Source organism: Streptomyces flaveus, from assembly GCF_014647675.1.
GTDB lineage: Bacteria > Actinomycetota > Actinomycetes > Streptomycetales > Streptomycetaceae > Streptomyces > Streptomyces flaveus.
In genome coordinates this window covers 458,072-474,374 of sequence record NZ_BMPQ01000001.1, presented here as the reverse complement: position 1 = coordinate 474,374, position 16,303 = coordinate 458,072, and the positions used below count along the sequence as shown (strand labels likewise).

General features: G+C 70.0%; 14 protein-coding genes and 1 pseudogene. 8 read left to right on the top strand and 7 right to left on the bottom strand.

Going from position 1 to position 16,303, the window contains the following annotated elements; genetic code table 11:
* Positions 1-65 precede the first annotated feature (65 nt).
* The 4 genes and pseudogenes from IEZ21_RS01920 (at position 66) to IEZ21_RS01905 (ending at position 4,508) form a co-directional block, all read left to right on the top strand.
* A complete protein-coding gene (locus IEZ21_RS01920; RefSeq protein ID WP_189320119.1) occupies positions 66-1,985 on the top strand; it encodes an AMP-dependent synthetase/ligase in 1,920 nt (639 codons plus the stop codon).
* A 292-nt stretch (positions 1,986-2,277) separates the two neighbouring features.
* Positions 2,278-3,201, top strand: a complete 924-nt coding sequence (locus IEZ21_RS47290) for a helix-turn-helix domain-containing protein (protein WP_444544973.1) — start codon at positions 2,278-2,280, stop codon at positions 3,199-3,201.
* Positions 3,202-3,450: 249 nt separating this feature from the next.
* Positions 3,451-3,720: a hypothetical protein gene (locus IEZ21_RS01910; protein ID WP_189320118.1), complete on the top strand. Its 270-nt coding sequence runs from the start codon at positions 3,451-3,453 to the stop codon at positions 3,718-3,720.
* Between the two features lie 168 nt (positions 3,721-3,888).
* Positions 3,889-4,508 (top strand): annotated as a pseudogene (locus IEZ21_RS01905) (tyrosinase family oxidase copper chaperone).
* 71 nt (positions 4,509-4,579) lie between these two features.
* On the opposite strand, the gene IEZ21_RS01895 reads toward IEZ21_RS01905, so the two are convergent.
* Positions 4,580-4,858 carry a chaplin gene (locus IEZ21_RS01895; RefSeq protein WP_189320117.1) on the bottom strand — a complete coding sequence of 93 codons (279 nt, stop codon included), beginning with the start codon at positions 4,856-4,858 and terminating at the stop codon, positions 4,580-4,582.
* Positions 4,859-5,270: 412 nt separating this feature from the next.
* Here IEZ21_RS01895 and IEZ21_RS01890 point away from each other — a divergent pair, with 412 nt between their 5' ends.
* The 4 genes from IEZ21_RS01890 to IEZ21_RS01875 all read left to right on the top strand — a co-directional run bounded on the left by IEZ21_RS01890 (position 5,271) and on the right by IEZ21_RS01875 (position 9,296).
* Positions 5,271-5,573 carry a hypothetical protein gene (locus IEZ21_RS01890; RefSeq protein WP_189320116.1) on the top strand — a complete coding sequence of 101 codons (303 nt, stop codon included), beginning with the start codon at positions 5,271-5,273 and terminating at the stop codon, positions 5,571-5,573.
* A 145-nt stretch (positions 5,574-5,718) separates the two neighbouring features.
* A complete protein-coding gene (locus IEZ21_RS01885) occupies positions 5,719-6,006 on the top strand; it encodes a hypothetical protein (RefSeq protein ID WP_189320115.1) in 288 nt (95 codons plus the stop codon).
* A gap of 1,227 nt (positions 6,007-7,233) precedes the next feature.
* Positions 7,234-7,821, top strand: a complete 588-nt coding sequence (locus tag IEZ21_RS01880; RefSeq protein WP_373302150.1) for a hypothetical protein — start codon at positions 7,234-7,236, stop codon at positions 7,819-7,821.
* 224 nt (positions 7,822-8,045) lie between these two features.
* Positions 8,046-9,296 (top strand): glycoside hydrolase family 26 protein, encoded by a 1,251-nt coding sequence (locus IEZ21_RS01875; protein ID WP_189320113.1) that lies wholly within the window; start codon positions 8,046-8,048, stop codon positions 9,294-9,296.
* On the opposite strand, the gene IEZ21_RS01870 is transcribed toward IEZ21_RS01875, so the two are convergent.
* The 6 genes from IEZ21_RS01870 to IEZ21_RS01840 form a co-directional block, all read right to left on the bottom strand.
* A complete protein-coding gene (locus tag IEZ21_RS01870; RefSeq protein ID WP_246567205.1) occupies positions 9,286-10,410 on the bottom strand; it encodes a GNAT family N-acetyltransferase in 1,125 nt (374 codons plus the stop codon). The genes IEZ21_RS01875 and IEZ21_RS01870 overlap by 11 nt on opposite strands.
* Entirely contained in the window at positions 10,407-11,075 is a 669-nt protein-coding gene (locus IEZ21_RS01865; protein WP_189320112.1) for a YveK family protein, read from the bottom strand. Before IEZ21_RS01865 ends, IEZ21_RS01870 begins: the two co-directional genes overlap by 4 nt.
* Entirely contained in the window at positions 11,075-12,238 is a 1,164-nt protein-coding gene (locus IEZ21_RS01860) for a glycosyltransferase (RefSeq protein WP_189320369.1), read from the bottom strand. Before IEZ21_RS01860 ends, IEZ21_RS01865 begins: the two co-directional genes overlap by 1 nt.
* Before the next feature lie 18 nt (positions 12,239-12,256).
* The gene (locus tag IEZ21_RS01855) at positions 12,257-12,937 is read right to left on the bottom strand and encodes a polysaccharide deacetylase family protein (RefSeq protein ID WP_373302149.1); all 681 of its coding nucleotides are present in this window, start codon (positions 12,935-12,937) and stop codon (positions 12,257-12,259) included.
* A 145-nt stretch (positions 12,938-13,082) separates the two neighbouring features.
* Entirely contained in the window at positions 13,083-14,966 is a 1,884-nt protein-coding gene (gene murJ / locus IEZ21_RS01850; RefSeq protein ID WP_246567202.1) for a murein biosynthesis integral membrane protein MurJ, read from the bottom strand.
* Positions 14,963-16,303, bottom strand: coding sequence for an O-antigen ligase family protein (locus IEZ21_RS01840; RefSeq protein ID WP_189320110.1), 1,341 nt, complete (start codon positions 16,301-16,303; stop codon positions 14,963-14,965). The genes murJ and IEZ21_RS01840 overlap by 4 nt, the downstream gene beginning before the upstream one ends.

The window sequence follows — 16,303 nt, the reverse complement described above, 5'->3', positions numbered from 1 at the left end:
GTTGACGCCCGCGTAAGTACGCATCGCATCGCACCACCGCAAGTGAACCGCGACCGGGAGCCGTCATGGGCGTACGCAAAGATCTGAAACAGGCGAAGAAACGTACCGACCTGGCAGACCGCACCACGGTCGAGCTCGTCAGGGATCATCAGGGAGTCGTCCGCGAGGCCCGCATGCCGCCCCTCGCGCAGAGGGCCACCACCGGCAGCATCGCCGACCTGCCCTACACCAACGCGGCCGAGGCCCCCGATGCCGTGATCCTCCGCCGCCGGGCGAACGGCACCTGGCACCCGGTCACCGCGGAGGCCTTCGCCCACGAAGTCACCGCCGTCGCCAAGGGGTTGATTGCGGCGGGACTCGAACCGGGTGGCCGGGTCGCGCTGATGTCCCGTACGCGCTACGAGTGGACGGTCCTCGACTTCGCGATCTGGGCGGCGGGCGGCCAGTCCGTCCCCATCTACGCCACGTCCTCGGCCGAGCAGATCGAGTGGATCGTCCGCGACTCGGGCGCCCGCCTCGTCATAGCCGAGACCCCCGAGAACGCGGAAGAGGTCACCGCCGGCACGGCCGACCACCCCGACCCCCCGCTCGTGTGGCAGATCGACGAAGGCGCGATCCCCGAACTCACCGCCCGCGGCCGGCACATCCCCGACGAGGAGATCATCAAGCGCCGCGAGGCCCTCACCCCCGACACGCCCGCGACGATCTGCTACACCTCCGGCACCACCGGAGAGCCCAAGGGCTGCGTCCTCACGCACGCCAACCTGCACGCCGAGGCCGCCAACACGGTCGAGCTCCTGCATCCCATCTTCAAAGAGATCACGGGCCAGGCCGCCTCGACGCTCCTCTTCCTCCCCCTCGCCCACATCCTGGGCCGCACCATCCAGATCGCCTGCCTGATGGCCCGTATCGAGCTGGGGCACTATCCGAGCATCAAGCCGGCCGAACTCCGGCCCGCGCTGCGGGAGTTCGGCCCCACCTTCCTGGTCGGCGTCCCGTATCTCTTCGAGAAGATCCACGCCACCGGCCGCGCGACCGCCGAGCGCATCGGCCGCGCCGCCTCCTTCGACCGCGCCGACCGCATCGCCGTCCGCTTCGGCGAGGCCCACCTCAACAGGTTCCTCGACCGCGGCGAGGGCCCGAACCCCGGCCTGTACGCCGCCTGGGCCCTGTACGACCAGCTGGTCTACCGCCGCATCCGCAAGGAACTCGGCGGCCGCCTGCGCTACGCCATCAGCGGCGGCTCCCCCCTCGACCGCAACCTCAACCTCTTCTTCTACGCCGCCGGAATCATCATCTACGAGGGCTACGGCCTGACCGAGACCACAGCCGCCGCAACGATCGTCCCGCCCCTGAAACCCCGCCCCGGCACGGTCGGCCTCCCGGTCCCCGGCACGGCGATCCGCATCGACGACGACGGCGAGGTCCTCATCAAGGGCGGCATCGTCTTCAACGCGTACTGGAACAACCCCGCCGCCACCGACGCCGCCCTGACCGACGAATGGTTCGCGACCGGCGACCTCGGCGCCCTCGACGAGGACGGCTACCTCACCATCACCGGCCGCAAGAAGGACATCCTCATCACCTCCGGCGGCAAAAACGTCTCTCCCGCCATCCTCGAGGACCGCCTCCGCAGCCGCCCCCCGGTCGGCCAGTGCATAGTCGTCGGCGACAACCGCCCCTACGTAGCCGCCCTGATCACCCTCGACCGCGAGGACGTAGCCCACTGGCTTCATGTCCGCGCCATGCCCGCGGACACCCCGATGTCCGACCTCGTACGCGACCCCACCATGCGCGCCGACGTCCAGAAGGCCGTGGACTACGCGAACCAGGCGGTCTCCCGAGCCGAGTCCATCCGCGAGTTCATCCTCGTGGAGGACGAGTTCACCGAGGAGAACCGCCTCCTCACCCCGTCCCTGAAGGTCAAGCGGCATGCGGTGACACGGGCGTACGCGGATCAGATCGAGGAGCTGTACGGCGGCTGAGGCGGGCTGCCGAGTGCGCGGGCGCGTGACTCCGCGATTCACCCCGGGGGACCCGAAGTCGATCCGGCCCAGTTGATTCTGGCGCGGCATTCGGGTGAATTCCGTAACTCCCCACGTTTCACGGTTTCTTCATTCGTCCATTCCTCGTTTACGGCCTGCAGGTACTGGTGCGAGCTGTTCCAGCTGCGCTCGCTCGGTTCGACCGGCATTGGACCGTCTTTGCGGCGCCAGGGTCGGCTTTTCCCCCTCTATTGATCCGAAACGGTAGGTGTTCCGGGTCGTTGTTCCCTGCGTGAGTGAACTGGTGGGGGATGCACGGCAGTTGCCGCCGTCGGCTCAGGAGGCCCTGCGGATGCGGGCGGTGGCTGCGCTGGTGGCGGGCCGGGACCGTCAAGACGTCGCGGAGCTGTTCAAGGTCTCGCTCAAGGCCGTGGACAACTGGTGGGCCAAGTGGCTGGCGGGCGGCCGCGAGGCGCTCGTGTCCCAGCCGCGCGGGCGTCGGGTCGGCGCGCATCAGCTCCTTGGCGAGGCCGAGCAGCAGGCGATCCGGCAGGCCATGCTGGATCACCGGCCGTGCGACCTGAGCCTTGCAGGCCAGCTGTGGACCCGGGCCGGCGTGCGGGACTTGATCGCCAGGCTGTTCCGGGTGCGGCTGACCGAGCAGGGTGTGGGCAAGTACCTGCGCCGCTGGGGCTTGTCCTTCCAGCGCCCGGACAAGCGGGCCGTCGAGCAGGACGAGGAAGCGGTCCGCCTCTGGCGGGAGGAGACCTGGCCGGCGATCCGTGCGAAGGCGAAGACCGAGGGCGGCGAGGTGCTCTTCGCCGAGGCGGCCGCCAAGGCTCCGGCGACCTCGGCCACGCCGACAGTGTCGACGGACGTGCTGCCGCCCGCTCCCACCTGGGGCGTTGCCAAGCCCATGATCTCCTGGAGCTTCGCCGCCGACCCCACGAGCGACGCGCAGGACGCCGTGGAGGCCATGGAGAAGGCCCTCGACAGCTTCCTGTATTCGGTCACCTCTGATGACGTCAGTCTGGTGCCTGAGTCGATCGACGGTCTGGTGGCCGAGGAGGAGAACCTCGTCGCCGCGCTGATCGACAGCGACCTGGCGGCTACGACGCCGCCCAGCACGTCGACATCGACGGAGGCGTTTTCCCCGCCGGCCGTCACGCTCCCCGCGATCATGCTGCCGACAGCAGTGCTGCCGCCGACCCCGTGAGCGTCATACGGTGCGGCTCTTGCCCGTCCAGTCGTGGTGCCGGCCGGAGACCGGCACCACGACTGTTGCTGTTCCTGTCCTTCTCCCGACTTTCCTCCGGTCTTATCGCGTCCGAGGTCCGGTCTTTCAGAGTTCTCATATGAGGACTTGCGATCTTCGGCGTCCCCGGTTTCCGCTCCGGCCGGAGCTCGTTAGGCACGGCGACAGCAACTCGCTCCGGCAACCTTCGTTGCCGAAGAAAGGAACACGATGAAGTCCCTGAAGGCTGCCGCCGCCATTGCCGGGTCCTTGATCGCTGCCGGGGTCGGCTCGCCCGCGTTCGCCCTGGACGCCACCGACCTGGCGTCCACCAGCCTCAACGGCGGCACGACCACGATCGAATCCGATGGCACGGTCCGGTCGGACGCGCTCAACACCAAGAACAAGGACTCGGCGCTCCACAAGGTCAAGGGCGCCGCGGAGGAACTGAGCAACACCCCCACGCTGGCGCGAATCGCCGGTGTGCCCGTGCCGCGCTGAGACCACGCCGTTCGGAGTCGGCCCTCGGTGGGATTCGAGGGCCGACTCTGCGTGTGCACAGCCAGTGACGCCGACCTGCTCCCCGTGCAGTTGTTGGCCCGGTCTGTGACCGCGCGGGGCGTGCCGCGGTCACGGCTACGGGCAACCGAATCGGACGAGGAGTGAACCATGGTCGTCAGCATCGGCGGAGTACCGGCAGGCGCCGAGGACGGAGTACTGGGCGCGACGCGGCCCGGACCGGCGGGCAGAACACGGCGGGACGCGACGCACGGTCTGCTCGCCTGCGCGCTCGCCGCAGCCCTGTCCCCGGTGGCCGCCGCCTTCTGGTCCTCGCGCCCCGGATCCGCAACCGGGAACTCCCTCGGCGATATCGCCTTCGACCAGACCTACTGCGGCCGCCGTGTCCGAGGCATGTGGATGCCCGTCCGCAGCGCCACGGAGGACGGCCAGTGGCACGTCACCGTGGACGGCCGCCCGCTGCATCTGATGCGCCGCGCCGACGGCACCTGGCTGAGCATGGTCGACCACTACCGGTCGCACCGGACATCGCTCGAGGCCGCCCGCGCCGCCGTCAACAACCCCGTCTTCTGGCTGCACCACGCCTTCATCGACCTGCAGTGGACCCGTTGGCAGCACCGGCACCGCGGGGCCCGCTATCTCCCCGCGACACCGCCGGGCCCCGGCGACGAGCAGCACGACCGCATCGTGGCACGGCACCAGAAGCTGCAGCCGTGGACGTGACGCCGGACGAACTGGAGGACGTCGGCCGGATCTACCGGTACGCGTGAGGTGACGCGGGTTCATGGGGAGAGCCTCGGAGCTCGCGGGCGCCGGGGCTCTTGGATCGGGACGCCAGACGTCAGTGGCCGTAACCGCTTTTCTTGTGGATCTTGTGGCCGTTCTTGCAGACGTTGCCGATGGCCGGGTTGAGAGCGCCGATCACGGTGACGGTGTTTCCGCACGCGTTGATCGGCGCGTGGACAGGAACCTGGATCGCATTGCCGGACGCGACGCCGGGCGAGCCCACCGCCGTAGCCTCGGCGTCGGCGTCGGCGTTCGCCGAGGCGAGAGGGGTCCCGCTGAGCACCACGGCGCCCGTGCCGAGTGCGATGGTGGCCACCATCGCGATGCGAGACATCACGTTCTCCTTACCGGGTTGGTAAGCGCGGTAGTCGGAAGCGCGACCGTACTGCCCGTTCGACGCGATGGCATCGGACCGGTCACGGCGCTTGCCCCTGGATCACCCTTGAAACGGGGCTTTCGGTGCAGGGCGGCGACCTGGTTGAGCAGGTCGCGCCTTCGCAGCCCCGGATTCCTGGATGGGACGACTCGCTGTGAGCAGTGGCTGTGCCACGGCAGATGTCCGGACGTCGCGGCTACCCAGGTTCGGCCATCCGGGACAAGCGCAGCAGCGCTGTGACGTGCATTTTTTCAAGAAAGTTACTCAAACGGGCGTTTCGATTGGGAAAGGCCGCAAAAGCTGCCTAAGGTCGGAAACCGTAAGCGACTGATCCGTTACGGATCGTGTCTCGCAAGGGAACGGAGAGGTAATGCGTAAGTACCAGAAGGCTGCTGTCGTCGTGGCCATGCTCGGCAGTGTCAGCTTCCTCGGCGCCGGCGTCAGCCAGGCCGACAATGGCTACGGGTCACACAACGGCAATGGCTACGGGTCACACAAGGAGCCTGGGGTCAAGGTCGACACTGACCAGACCAACGCCTGCCCCGCCTACAGCGGTGGCAAGAGTGACGGCTTGATCCACCTGCTCAACGGCAACAACATCAACGTCCTCGGCGCAGTGGTCAACAGCCACAACGCGGTCACCGACTGTGACAACGCGGCCAGGATCGGCTAATTGCCTATCAGGTGATCCAGGCAGGCCCTGGTGCCCGAACCCAAGTGTTCGAGCGCCGGGGCTTGCCCCTGGCTTTTGATGACCCGAGCGTCCGGAGCGTCACTGCTGTCCGGCCACGGGAGATCAACAGTAAAGGAGAAGGTAAATGCTGAATTCGAAGAAGATCGCAGTGACGGCGGGCGTCCTGTGGAGCCTGGCTCTGATCGGTGCCGGTTCCACCCAAGCCTTCGGTCATGATGGTTCCGGCAAGTGCGCCGATGACGGCAAGGGTAACGCTCGCTGCGTGCATAAGATCGAGTACACCTTCACCGACGACAAGCGCGAAAGCGTCCACATCGTCAACGAGAACACCTGCAAGGGTGGGGAGGACGAAAAGGGCAGTAGTCGTATGGCCTGCTTCGGTACAGCCACCATCAATGGCGAGCCGGTCTGACGTCCCACCGAGACGGTCGAGGGGCCCTTGTTCACATAGGCACTCGTCGCATAACTTCACCCGTACGGCGGAGAATGGCCGGGACCTGACATCGGGTCCCGGCCGTTACTGCCGTATGTCTCCTGGCCCCGACTCGACGGGGACGCAGGGTCGCTTGTGCTCGCCGGGTTCCGGGTCGGTGCGTTTGTTGTTCACCGGGCCTCGCCGCCGCGCTGAGCGGCCGACTCGGCTGTAGGCGCGAGGACCGTGCCGCATGACGCGTGCGAGGAAGTCGCCGGGTGTATGTCCTGGCCTCGATCTCGCATGAGGGTCCGTCAGCTTGCTGGTGGGCCCTTTCTGCTCGTTCAGAGCGGAGATTTCTGCTTGTGGGCAGGCTGGTGGCCCGGCTGTCGTGCCGGGTGGGCGCCGGGTTCCACGGCTGCGGGGTGGTGTGGCTCGTAGGGGCGGGACGCTGCTGGTCAGCCAGGGTTTGGTGTCCAAGGCCGTCGACAAGACTATGAGCGGCGTCGGTAACGGCAACCGCCCTGCTCCCGATGGCCGCTGACTCTTTTTCCGTGCTGGGTGAGCCCAGCGAACCATCGGCCGACCAGGTCGCCGGACTGTGCAGTTCGTGGTCCTCCTGCATATCGTCCGATCGGCGCACTTCATATCAGTCGCCATACAGGGCCTTTCGGATGAAATTTTATCTCTGCTCGTCCATAAGGGTTATCGGCTGCTTGGGGGATGATTTCGTTCCGATGCAGTATTGATTCCATCCTTCTCGTCACAGGAATGTGAGTCGCATCGCGTTTTGGAGAGAATATGGCTGATGTGATCATCTTGCCGCGTTGCCCGGAAACGGGTAAAGCCTCGTTCCGCACTGAGGACGAGGCTCGCGTCTGGCTCGTCAGGCAGCCGTTGATCGAGAGGATTCCGGACCGGATCTATCAGTGCCCCGGGTGCCGGTACTGGCACTTCACCGGGTCGCATCATCTGACCAGTCAGAAAATCCAGTCACGGCGAAACTATGGCAGGCGTGAGGCCGCTCCCCGGCGCAGTCGTAGGAAGCGGGGGAGGGGCTGACGAGAGGGTCAGGCCTTTCGCCCGTGCCGTTGTCGGAACATCAGTCGAACGGCTGAGGCACGGGCCCGGCTTGGACTTGTGCCTTCGGTTTCCATGCCGGCTTCTCCCAGTTATTCGAGCAGGAAGACGATTAGATTGCGACAGAACCTGAGCAGGGGAATGGTCGTGGCAGCCGCCGCGACGAGCATTCTGTCCCTGTACGGCAGTCCGGCGTTCGCGCACTCGCGTTCCGAGGAAGGCTCCGGGGCGTCGTCCGGTGCCCTGTCGGGCGGCGACGTTGAGGTTTCGACGGACGTCGACCCGGACGTCGACGGCAACTCCGGCGGTGTGAGCGCCGAGGTCGACACGTTCGTCGAGTACGGCGACCACGCCTATGGCAGTGGGTTCGATTATGACGTCAGTTACAGCCTTGGCGGCGATCATGGTGATCACGGTGATGGCAGCGGCTATGGCGACGATGACGTCGGCTACGGGGGCGCCGGAAGCGGCAGTGGCGGCGACTCGTACACGCCGCCCACGAAGCCGTCGACGTCACCGCCCACCACCATTCCGCCGGCGAGGACGTCGCCCATGTCGCCGCGACCGGCCACCCCGGTCGGCGGGCCCCCGGCAGTCGAGCACCCGGCGCAGCCGCCCTCGCTCGCTGAGACCGGTGGTGGGGAGCAGGTGCTCCTGGCCTCGGGTGCTGCCGCGTTGCTGATGACGAGCGGCGCCATTCTGTACCGGCGTGGGCGGGCCGCCTCGCTGCGGTAAGGAGGAACCACGCGGGAGTGGTTCCCTCGGGGCCGGACGGAGACTCGTCCGGCCCCGGACTCGTTCCTGGCCAGGGCTCACTCGGGTGGGTGGCCGGGGGTGGCCGGGCGGACGGCTCCGCTCGCGGTATCGCAGCACATATGACTGGATGTCAGGAGTGATCCGGAAAGTAGGTGGCGGTGCAGCCGTTACGCCGCCGTTGATCAGCCGAGACGGGAGCAGTCATGGCCGTACGGTATCGGCGCCTCAGACGATGGCCCGTATGTGCGGCGGTCGGCGTTGTCGCGGGGGCTGCCCTGTTGGCGGGGCCCGGGCACCGTGGGGGCAGCGGGGTGAATGAGGACGCCAAGGCGCGGGGGCCGGTAGCGGCGCCGGGGCGAGTGGCGCCCCGGGCGCCGACGGGCACCGGTACAACCCCCGCCCCCTTCCCCGCCTTCGGCGCCTACCTCGACTACAGCTGGAGTGGCGTGGCTCAGACGGACTGGTTCAGTCGGTGGCTGGGTGGGGCTGATCTGCGGGTGGGGCGTACGTATCTGCCCGGTGATCTCTGGAGCAACATCGAGGGCGCTCCCGGCTTTCTCGATGACTGGGCGGACTGGCGGCGGGAGAGGGACGAGCGGATCTTTGTCCTCAATGTGCCGATGATGGAGCGCAATGAGGAGGGGGTTTCCGACGCCGAGGTGCGTCACCTGCTGCGGCGGGGTGCGGCCGGGGAGTTCGATGTGCATTACCGGCGGCTGGCCGAGCGGCTGGTCGGGTTGGGGGTGCCGGACACCATCCTTGTGCTGGGGTGGGAGATGAACGGCATCACGTACACCCATCGGTGCGGGCCGGATCCGGAGGCCTGGAAGGCGTACTGGAACCGGATCGTCGCCGCCATGCGGTCGGTGCCCGGCCAGGAGTTTCGGTTCGACTTCGCGCCTAATCGCGGGCGCGATGCCATTCCGTGGACCGAGTGCTATCCGGGGGACGACACGGTCGACATCATCGGGATGGACAGTTACGACCAGCCGCAGGGGATGCCGTTCGACGTGCAGGTCACGGAGCCGTACGGGCTGCAGGATCATGTGGACTTCGCCAGGGAGCGTGGGAAGCCCATCTCGTATCCGGAGTGGGGGCTGTTCCGCAACGGTGACAACGCGGAGTACATGCGGCACATGCTCGACTGGATGGACGAGCACAAGCCGCTGTACAACACGCTCACCGACTACTGCCCGCACGGCGTGTGGCAGTGCGGGCAGAATCCGCAGGCGGCTCAGGTGTACCGGGCCGTGCTTTACGGACGTACCGAGCCCGTGCCGCCGATGCCAACGCCTGTGCCCGAGCCCACTCCGGAGCCTCAGCCGGCCCCGGGTTGCTCGTCGCTGGACCTGGGCGACTGGGTCGAGTACTGGATCGGCGGGGAGCCCTGCGTCCGTGACGACTGGTGGCCGGATGACTGGTGGTCAGACGACTGGTGGTCGTTCAGTTGGTGACCGCTCCCTTTCGCTCGCGTACGAGTTCCCTGGCCCGGTTGCGTGCGGAGGCTTCGCAGGCGACCGCTGACAGCAGTGGGGCGGTGCGCCGTCGGGCCAGCAGCAGTCGCTGGTTGACCACGGTGTCCGGGCGCCAGCGGAACTTGTACGGCTCGGCTCCGCGCAGCAGGCTCAGTACCTGGCGGCCGTCGCGGGACACGTGATCGGCGCTGGCGTGCAGCAGCATGGTGGCGATGTCCGCCTTCCACTCCCGCAGCCGTGGGTGGGCGCCGTACAGGTAGTTGCCCGCCAGTCGCGGTGTCAGCAGGGTCACGTCGACGGCGAGTACGTCGGTGCCGGCCCGGAACTCGGTCACCACGGCGTCCCCGGAGCGGACCAGTGGGCCGAGCGAGCGGACCAGGTGTTCGTGGAAGCGGGGCTTGAGGTGTTCGGTGGTCACTTTGCGGGTCTGCCACTGGAGGCGGTGCAGGTCCAGCATGGTGCGCAGGGTCGAGTCCACCTCGTCGGGGCGGACGAAGCGGTGTTCCACGCCGAGTTGGCCGAGCTTGCGGATCTTGGCCTGGATGCGTCCGGCCCGGCCGGGCGGCATCCGGGTGAGCAGCTTGTCCATCGGGTGGGCGGGCAGTTCCAGGCACACCGAGTCGGCCAGCTGTCGCCGAGGGCCGGGCCAGCGTGCGTACACCTGCTCCGCGGAGCCGCCCGGGCGGACCTCGCGGATGTCGATCAGTGCGGTGCGGGCGGCCGTCCAGAGTGTCTGGGTGAGCGCGTCCGCGGCCCGGTCGGCGTGTTCGTCGTCGAGCAGTACGTCCCCGTAGTCGGAGATCGCTCCGCCGAGCGGGACCAGTCGGGGCAGTGGGACGCCGGTGCGCATCAGCGGTGCGGCGGCCCGTAGTTCGCCGCTGCCGTCGCGTACCAGTACCAGCCGTAGTCGGCCCGGGGTGCCGTACGACGTCCACCACGAGTGCAGCCAGGCGTGGCTCTGGAAGGGGGTCGCCGTGCCGCACCTGCGGTACAGCCGTTCCCAGGCCGGGGCCAGTGCGGTGAACTCGCGCTCGTCGGTGCACAGTTCGGCCCGTAGGGTGTCCTCGCCGGCCTGCACCGTCACCCCGCTCACAGCTGTCCGTGCGCGTCGGCGGCGGTGGCCGGGCCGGGTACTACGGCCGAGCCCATGCTGTCGGCGTCCGTGTGCCGTGGGCGGGCCAGCAGTGCGAGGCCGCCCAGCAGGCCGCCGGCGCTCGCGCCCACCAGGCCGGTCAGTGCGGGGGATGCCGAGGACGGCTCGGTGGGCTCGACGGCCCGGGAGAACTGGCGGAGTTCGACGTGCGTGGCGTTCTTGGTGTGGGTGGCGTGCCGGGTCATCGCGCGGGTGACCGCGTTGGCCATGTCGACGGCGAGATCGGGGCGGGCGGAGGTGGCCGTCACGGCGACCATCGGTGCGTCCGGTGAGGTCGCCGACCGTACGCTCTCGCGCAGCGTCCGCACCGGTACGCCCGCCCACACCTGGGCGTCGCCGAGCAGCGCGAGCTGGGTGGCGACCCGGCCGTACGCCTGGGCGAAGCCGAGCGCCGTCTGCGGGTCCGATTTCGCGGTCGGTACGGCGACGACGTAGGCCGAGGCCGAGTAGGCGGGCGGCGTGAGGGCGCCGTACGCGCCGCCGGCCAGGGCACCGGTGAGGGTGCCGACCGCGAGCAGGGACCAGGACGGAAGCGCTCGCAGGCGCCTCAGGGCCCCCCGCGGTCGGCGCGGCGGGGAGGTCGGGGATTCGGTCTTGAGGGTCATCAGGGGATCACTCCCAGGGGTGACGGGGACGGAGACGAGACGGCGGCTGCGTACACGTCCATGAGTTGTGCGGCGGTGCGCGTGATGCAGTAGTGGCGGGCGGCGGCGGGGGCCGGGCGGTCCGTCGGGCGGGAGGGGTCGTGCCCGGTCCGGGCACGGGTCTCGGCCAGGGCGCGGGCGAACGCGTCCGCGTCGCCGCGCACCCGGTGGGCCCCGGCGGCGAGGCACGGCGGGAGGTCCTCGACGGCCGGGCAGCAGGCGTACAGCACCGGCAGTCCCGCTGCCAGGCCCTCCACGGCGGCCAGGCCGAAGGTCTCCTCCGTGCTCGGCGAGGCGAGTACGTCCATCGCCGAGGTCAGCGAGGGCAGATCCAGGGCGTGGGTGCCGTCGGGCTCGTACGGCTGCTCGCCCGTGAACAGCACCCGGCCGGTCACCCCGGCCCGTTGGGCGGCGCGCCGCAGCACGTTCTCCTCGGGGCCGCTGCCGACCAGCAGCAGCATGTAGTCGCGGGGGAGTCGGCCGAGGGCGTCGATCAGGACGCCGAACCGCTTGCCCGCGGTCAGCCGGCCGATGCCGCCGACGACGTACGCGTCCTTCGGCAGCCCGAGTCGGCGGCGGGTGCGTTCGCGGCGGTCCGGGTCGAAGCGGAAGCAGGCCACGTCGATGCCGTTGGGCACGACCTCGATGCGCGGCTCGGGCACGCCCCAGCTGCGGAGCCGGTCGGCCACGGTGGGGGAGACCGCGACCGTGGCCCGGCCGAGGCGCTCGCTGGCCAGGTACAGGGCGCGCATGCCGGAGGTCAGGGCGCGGCCCTCCAACTGCGTGCCGCCGAGGGAGTGTTCGGTGGCCACCACGGCCCGTACGCCCGCCAGACGGGCGGCGATCCTGCCGTACACGCAGGCCCGGTAGAGGTGGGTGTGTACGAGGTCGTAGCCGCCGTGGCGAATCAGGCGGGCCAGTCGGGGCAGGGCGGACAGGTCCCGGTTGCCGGACATGCCGAGGTGGACGACCCGGACGCCGTCCGCCGTCAGGCCTTCGGCGACCTGGCCGGGGTTGGTGAGGGTCACGACGTCGCAGTCGAGGGGCAAGTGGCGCAGGAGCAGGCGGAGTTGTTGTTCCGCGCCGCCTGCGCCCAGGCCGGTGATGATGTGCAGGGCCTTCAAGCCGGGCATCGCGGGGACTCACACTCCGTCGACGGGGTGGCGGTGCAGCCGGCGCTTGAGGTGCAGCCGCCAGGCCGTGTCGCGTTCGCCGACGTGGACGCGGGGGAGGGCGTAGGGGCTGTTCAGGTCGCCGGGGCCGGTGGCGCAGGCGTAGCTGTAGCCCGCCTGGCGTACGGCGTCGGCGGTGCGGTGGTCGACTCGGCCGTACGGGTAGCAGAAGCCGTGGATGTGAGCACCGGTCACTTCGGAGAGCAGTGCTCTGCTGTCGCTCACCTCGGCGCGGAGCTGTGCGTTGTCGGCCCGGGTCAGGTCCATGTGCGTGAGGCCGTGCGAGCCGATCTCGATGCCCTCGGCGGCGGCCTGCCGGATGCCCCCCGCCGACAGCAGCGGCTTGCGCGGGCCGTGCGGATCCCAGGCGTTGTCGCCGCCCAGCCTGCCCGGCAGTACGAACAGAGTGGCGCCGAAGCCGTGGCGGTGCAGCAGCGGCAGGGCGTGCGTGAGGAAGTCGGCGTACCCGTCGTCGAAGGTCAGCCCCACCAGGTTCTGGGCCTCCCCCCTGGCGCGCGCGGCGAGCAGCTCACGCACACCGACGCCACGCAGGCCCCGGCGGCTCAGCCAGCCGAGCTGCTGGTCGAGGCGGCGGGGTGAGACGGTGACGCGGTACGGGTCGTGGGAGCAGTCGTCCACGGAGTGGTACATCGCCACCCAAGGGGGCGGGCCGGGTCTGCGTCGGGACCGGTCGGGTCGGGGTGTATCGGATCGAGGCATGTCGGATCGGGGCATGTCGGGTCGTGCGGCGGTGGGTTGAGGGGCAGTGGGTTGAGGGGCGGCAGTCGGGTCGTGGTCAGCGGAAACGGGCATGGGGAAGCCTCCGGGTGAGGGTGCGGATGGTGGGAGTGAGGCCCTGCCCGCCCGGCATCCCGGCGAGCAGGAGGAAGACGACGGTGACGGCCGTGCCGCCGGCCACGAGCCCGAGGGTGGACGAGCCGACGAGGCTCGCGCCGAACCAGCCCACCCCGCAGGCGACCACCGCGGCGCGCAACGGCCGGCCCATCGCGGCCAGCACCCGCCGGGTGCGGATCGGTACGCCGCGCGTTCCCATGCCGTACAGCAGGATCAGGGCGGTGAGGCTGATGCCGGCCGCGTTGGCCGCGGCGATGCCGAGTACGCCCCATGAGCCGACCGCCCATGCGCCGGCACCGGCCGTGGCGGCGATACCGGCGGTCATGGCGGCCACCGGGTACCAGGTGGCCCGCCCTGCCGAGAAGTACGAGCGGACGAGCGCGCCCACCAACGCCTGGCCGAGCAGCCCCAGGGCGTACACGCGCATGACGGCGGCGGTGGCCGCGGTGTCCTGCGCGGTGAACGCGCCCCGCTGGAAGAGGAGTTGGATGAGTTGCGGGGCACAGGCGATGACCGCGGCGGTGCCGAGCAGCACGACGTACGACACCGCCCTCAGGTCGCGCTCGACGCGGTCGCGGGCCCGCTCGGTGTCGCCCTCGGCCAGAGCCTGCGAGACGACGGGGAAGGTGACCGTGCACAGCATCAGGGCGAGCACCATCGGCAACTGGGCAACCTTCTGGGCGTAGTTGAGGTGCGAGATGGTGCCGGCGGGGAGCGGGGCGGCCAGGAAGCGTTCGATGAGGACCTGGGACTGGCGGCACAGGGCGAAGAGCAGGACGGTGCCGAAGAGGGCGAGGTTCACGGCGCGCCGGTCTGCCGCCGGATCCTCGAGGTCCGCCGGATCCTCGGGGGCCGCGGGGCCCGTCGCGTTCGGTGCGTCCGTCGGGGTTGTCTCGAGGTCCGTCGGTCGGCGGCGCAACTGCCGCAGGAAGGAGGGCAGTTGGGTGAGGATCATCAGTAGTCCGCCCACCGCCACGCCGATCGCCGCCGCGCGTACGCCCCAGCGGCCGCCGAGGACGAACATCGCCGTGATGACGGCGGTGTTGTAGGCGACGTAGATGGCCGCGGGTGCGACGAACCGGCGGTGTGCGCGCAGGGCCGCGCTGCAGTAGCCGGCGAGGCCGAAGGTCAGGACGCAGGTGCCGGTCAGCCGGGTGCAGTCCACCGCGAGCCGGGGATCCGGGAGCCCTGGCGCCAGCACCTCGACCAGGTACGGCGCCCCCCAGATGAGCAGCACCGACGCCACGGTGAACGCCAGTGTCAGGCGGGGCAGCGTGCCGCGGACCAGGGCGCGCACCGGGTCGCCGGCGTCGCTAGTGCCCCGGCAGGCAACGTTCGCCCTGTCGCGACGCCCGGCACGCACTCTCGCCGCACCGGGCACAAGCCCAAGTACGTCCAGTACGAGGGCTTGCACCCGGCACGCCGAGAGCACGCGCCGGACGCCGCTCCTTGACGGGCGAACGTTGCCTGCCGGGGCACTAGTGCCGCTGTGGGCGCGGCGGGCCACGGCCGCGCTGAACGCCGGTACGAGCGCGAAGGCCAGCCCGTCCTCGATCAGCAGCGTCGCCGCGAACTCCGGCACGGTCCAGGCGACCAGGAAGGCGTCCGTCTCGCTCCCGGCCCCGAAGAGATGCGCCAGTGCCTGGTCCCGGCCGAGGCCCAGCAGGGCACCGGCCAGGGAGAGGACGACGGTGACGAACGCGGCTCTGGCGAGGAAGCCGTGCGGGACGAACGTGGTTCTGCCGCCGGGGTCTTCCGGGGCGTCCGTGCCGGAGCCCGCCACGGTGACCGTGGCGTTCCCGGCCTGCGCAGGGGGGACGGTCATCGTGGAGCAGCCTCCTCGGAGATCTGTCCGGAGTCCCCCAGGGCCCACCACGCCGTCAGCCCCAGGCAGACGCCGGTGATGACGGCCACAGGCCCGCCGATGTCGGAGTACGCGAAGTTGATCAGCTGCCAGATCAGCAGCCCGCAGGCGACGAGCCCGCAGTCGAGGGACGATTCCGCCGCCGGTGCGTCGCCGGCATCCCGCGCTCTGAGGGCGCGGAGCAGTCTCCGCAGCCCCAGCACCAGCAGCGCCAGCCAGCTCCCCGCCAGCGTCAGCAGTCCGGTCAGTCCCTGCTCGCTGAGCACCAGCAGGTAGATGTTGTGCGGCGACAGCAGCGGCTGCTTCTGGTACTCCGTGCCCGCGCCCTCGATGTCGCTGCCCGACGACAGTGCCAGCGAGGCGTGGCCGTCGCGGTGCTCGGGGAAGCCCTTGAGGCCGACGCCCGTGAGCGGCCGCTCGCGCCACATGCCGGCCGCCGCCGCCCACATCGTGTACCGGTCGGTGACCGACTGGTCCGGTGCGTCGCCGACCTGGCCGATGCTGCTGACCCGCTCCTGCAACAGTGTGGAGCCGACGCCGAACCCGCCGACGAGGATCACGGCGAGGGCGGCCACGACCGCGCCTGCCACCACCGCCCGCCGCCGACCTGCGAGCAGCAGCTGCGCCCCGCAGGCGACGACCGTCGCGATCCACGTACCCCGGCTGAAGGACACGGCCAGCGGCACGACGAGCAGCAACGCGCACACCACGGCCCACACGCGCTGTCGTACGGACCCGGGCGCGAGCGCCAGCCCCACCGCGCACACCAGCCCGAACGCCACCACGGTCGCCATCCCCATGATGTCCCCCGGCCCGAAGGTGCCGACCGCCCGGATCTCCTGGCCCATGTACGAGGCGCCGGTCCCGGTCGCGTACTGGTGCACCCCGACGGCCCCCTGCCACACCGCGAGCGCCACCATCGACCAGGCCAGCAGCCGGACGTCGCGCCGGTCGCGGACGAGCAGCAGGACGGCGGCCGGGACGAGCACGAAGATCTGCAGCCAGCGCGCGAAGCCGGTGAGTCCCGCGCCCGACGTCGTGGCCCCCGCCGCTGCCACCGCGAACCCGGCCACGGGCAGGCCCAGTACCACGGCGGCGGTACGGGACAGGAGGCGCCGCCGCTGCCGCAGCAGACGGATCGCACAGCACAGGACGACGACACCGGAGGCGGCGTCGGCGGGGCTGGCGCCGCCCTCGACGCCCGGTGCGACGGGCAGCGCAAGCAGGGCGATCACCGCGACCACCGGCAGGACGGGCGTCAGACGGCGCGCGGCGGGCAGGGCGTACGCGTGGCTCAC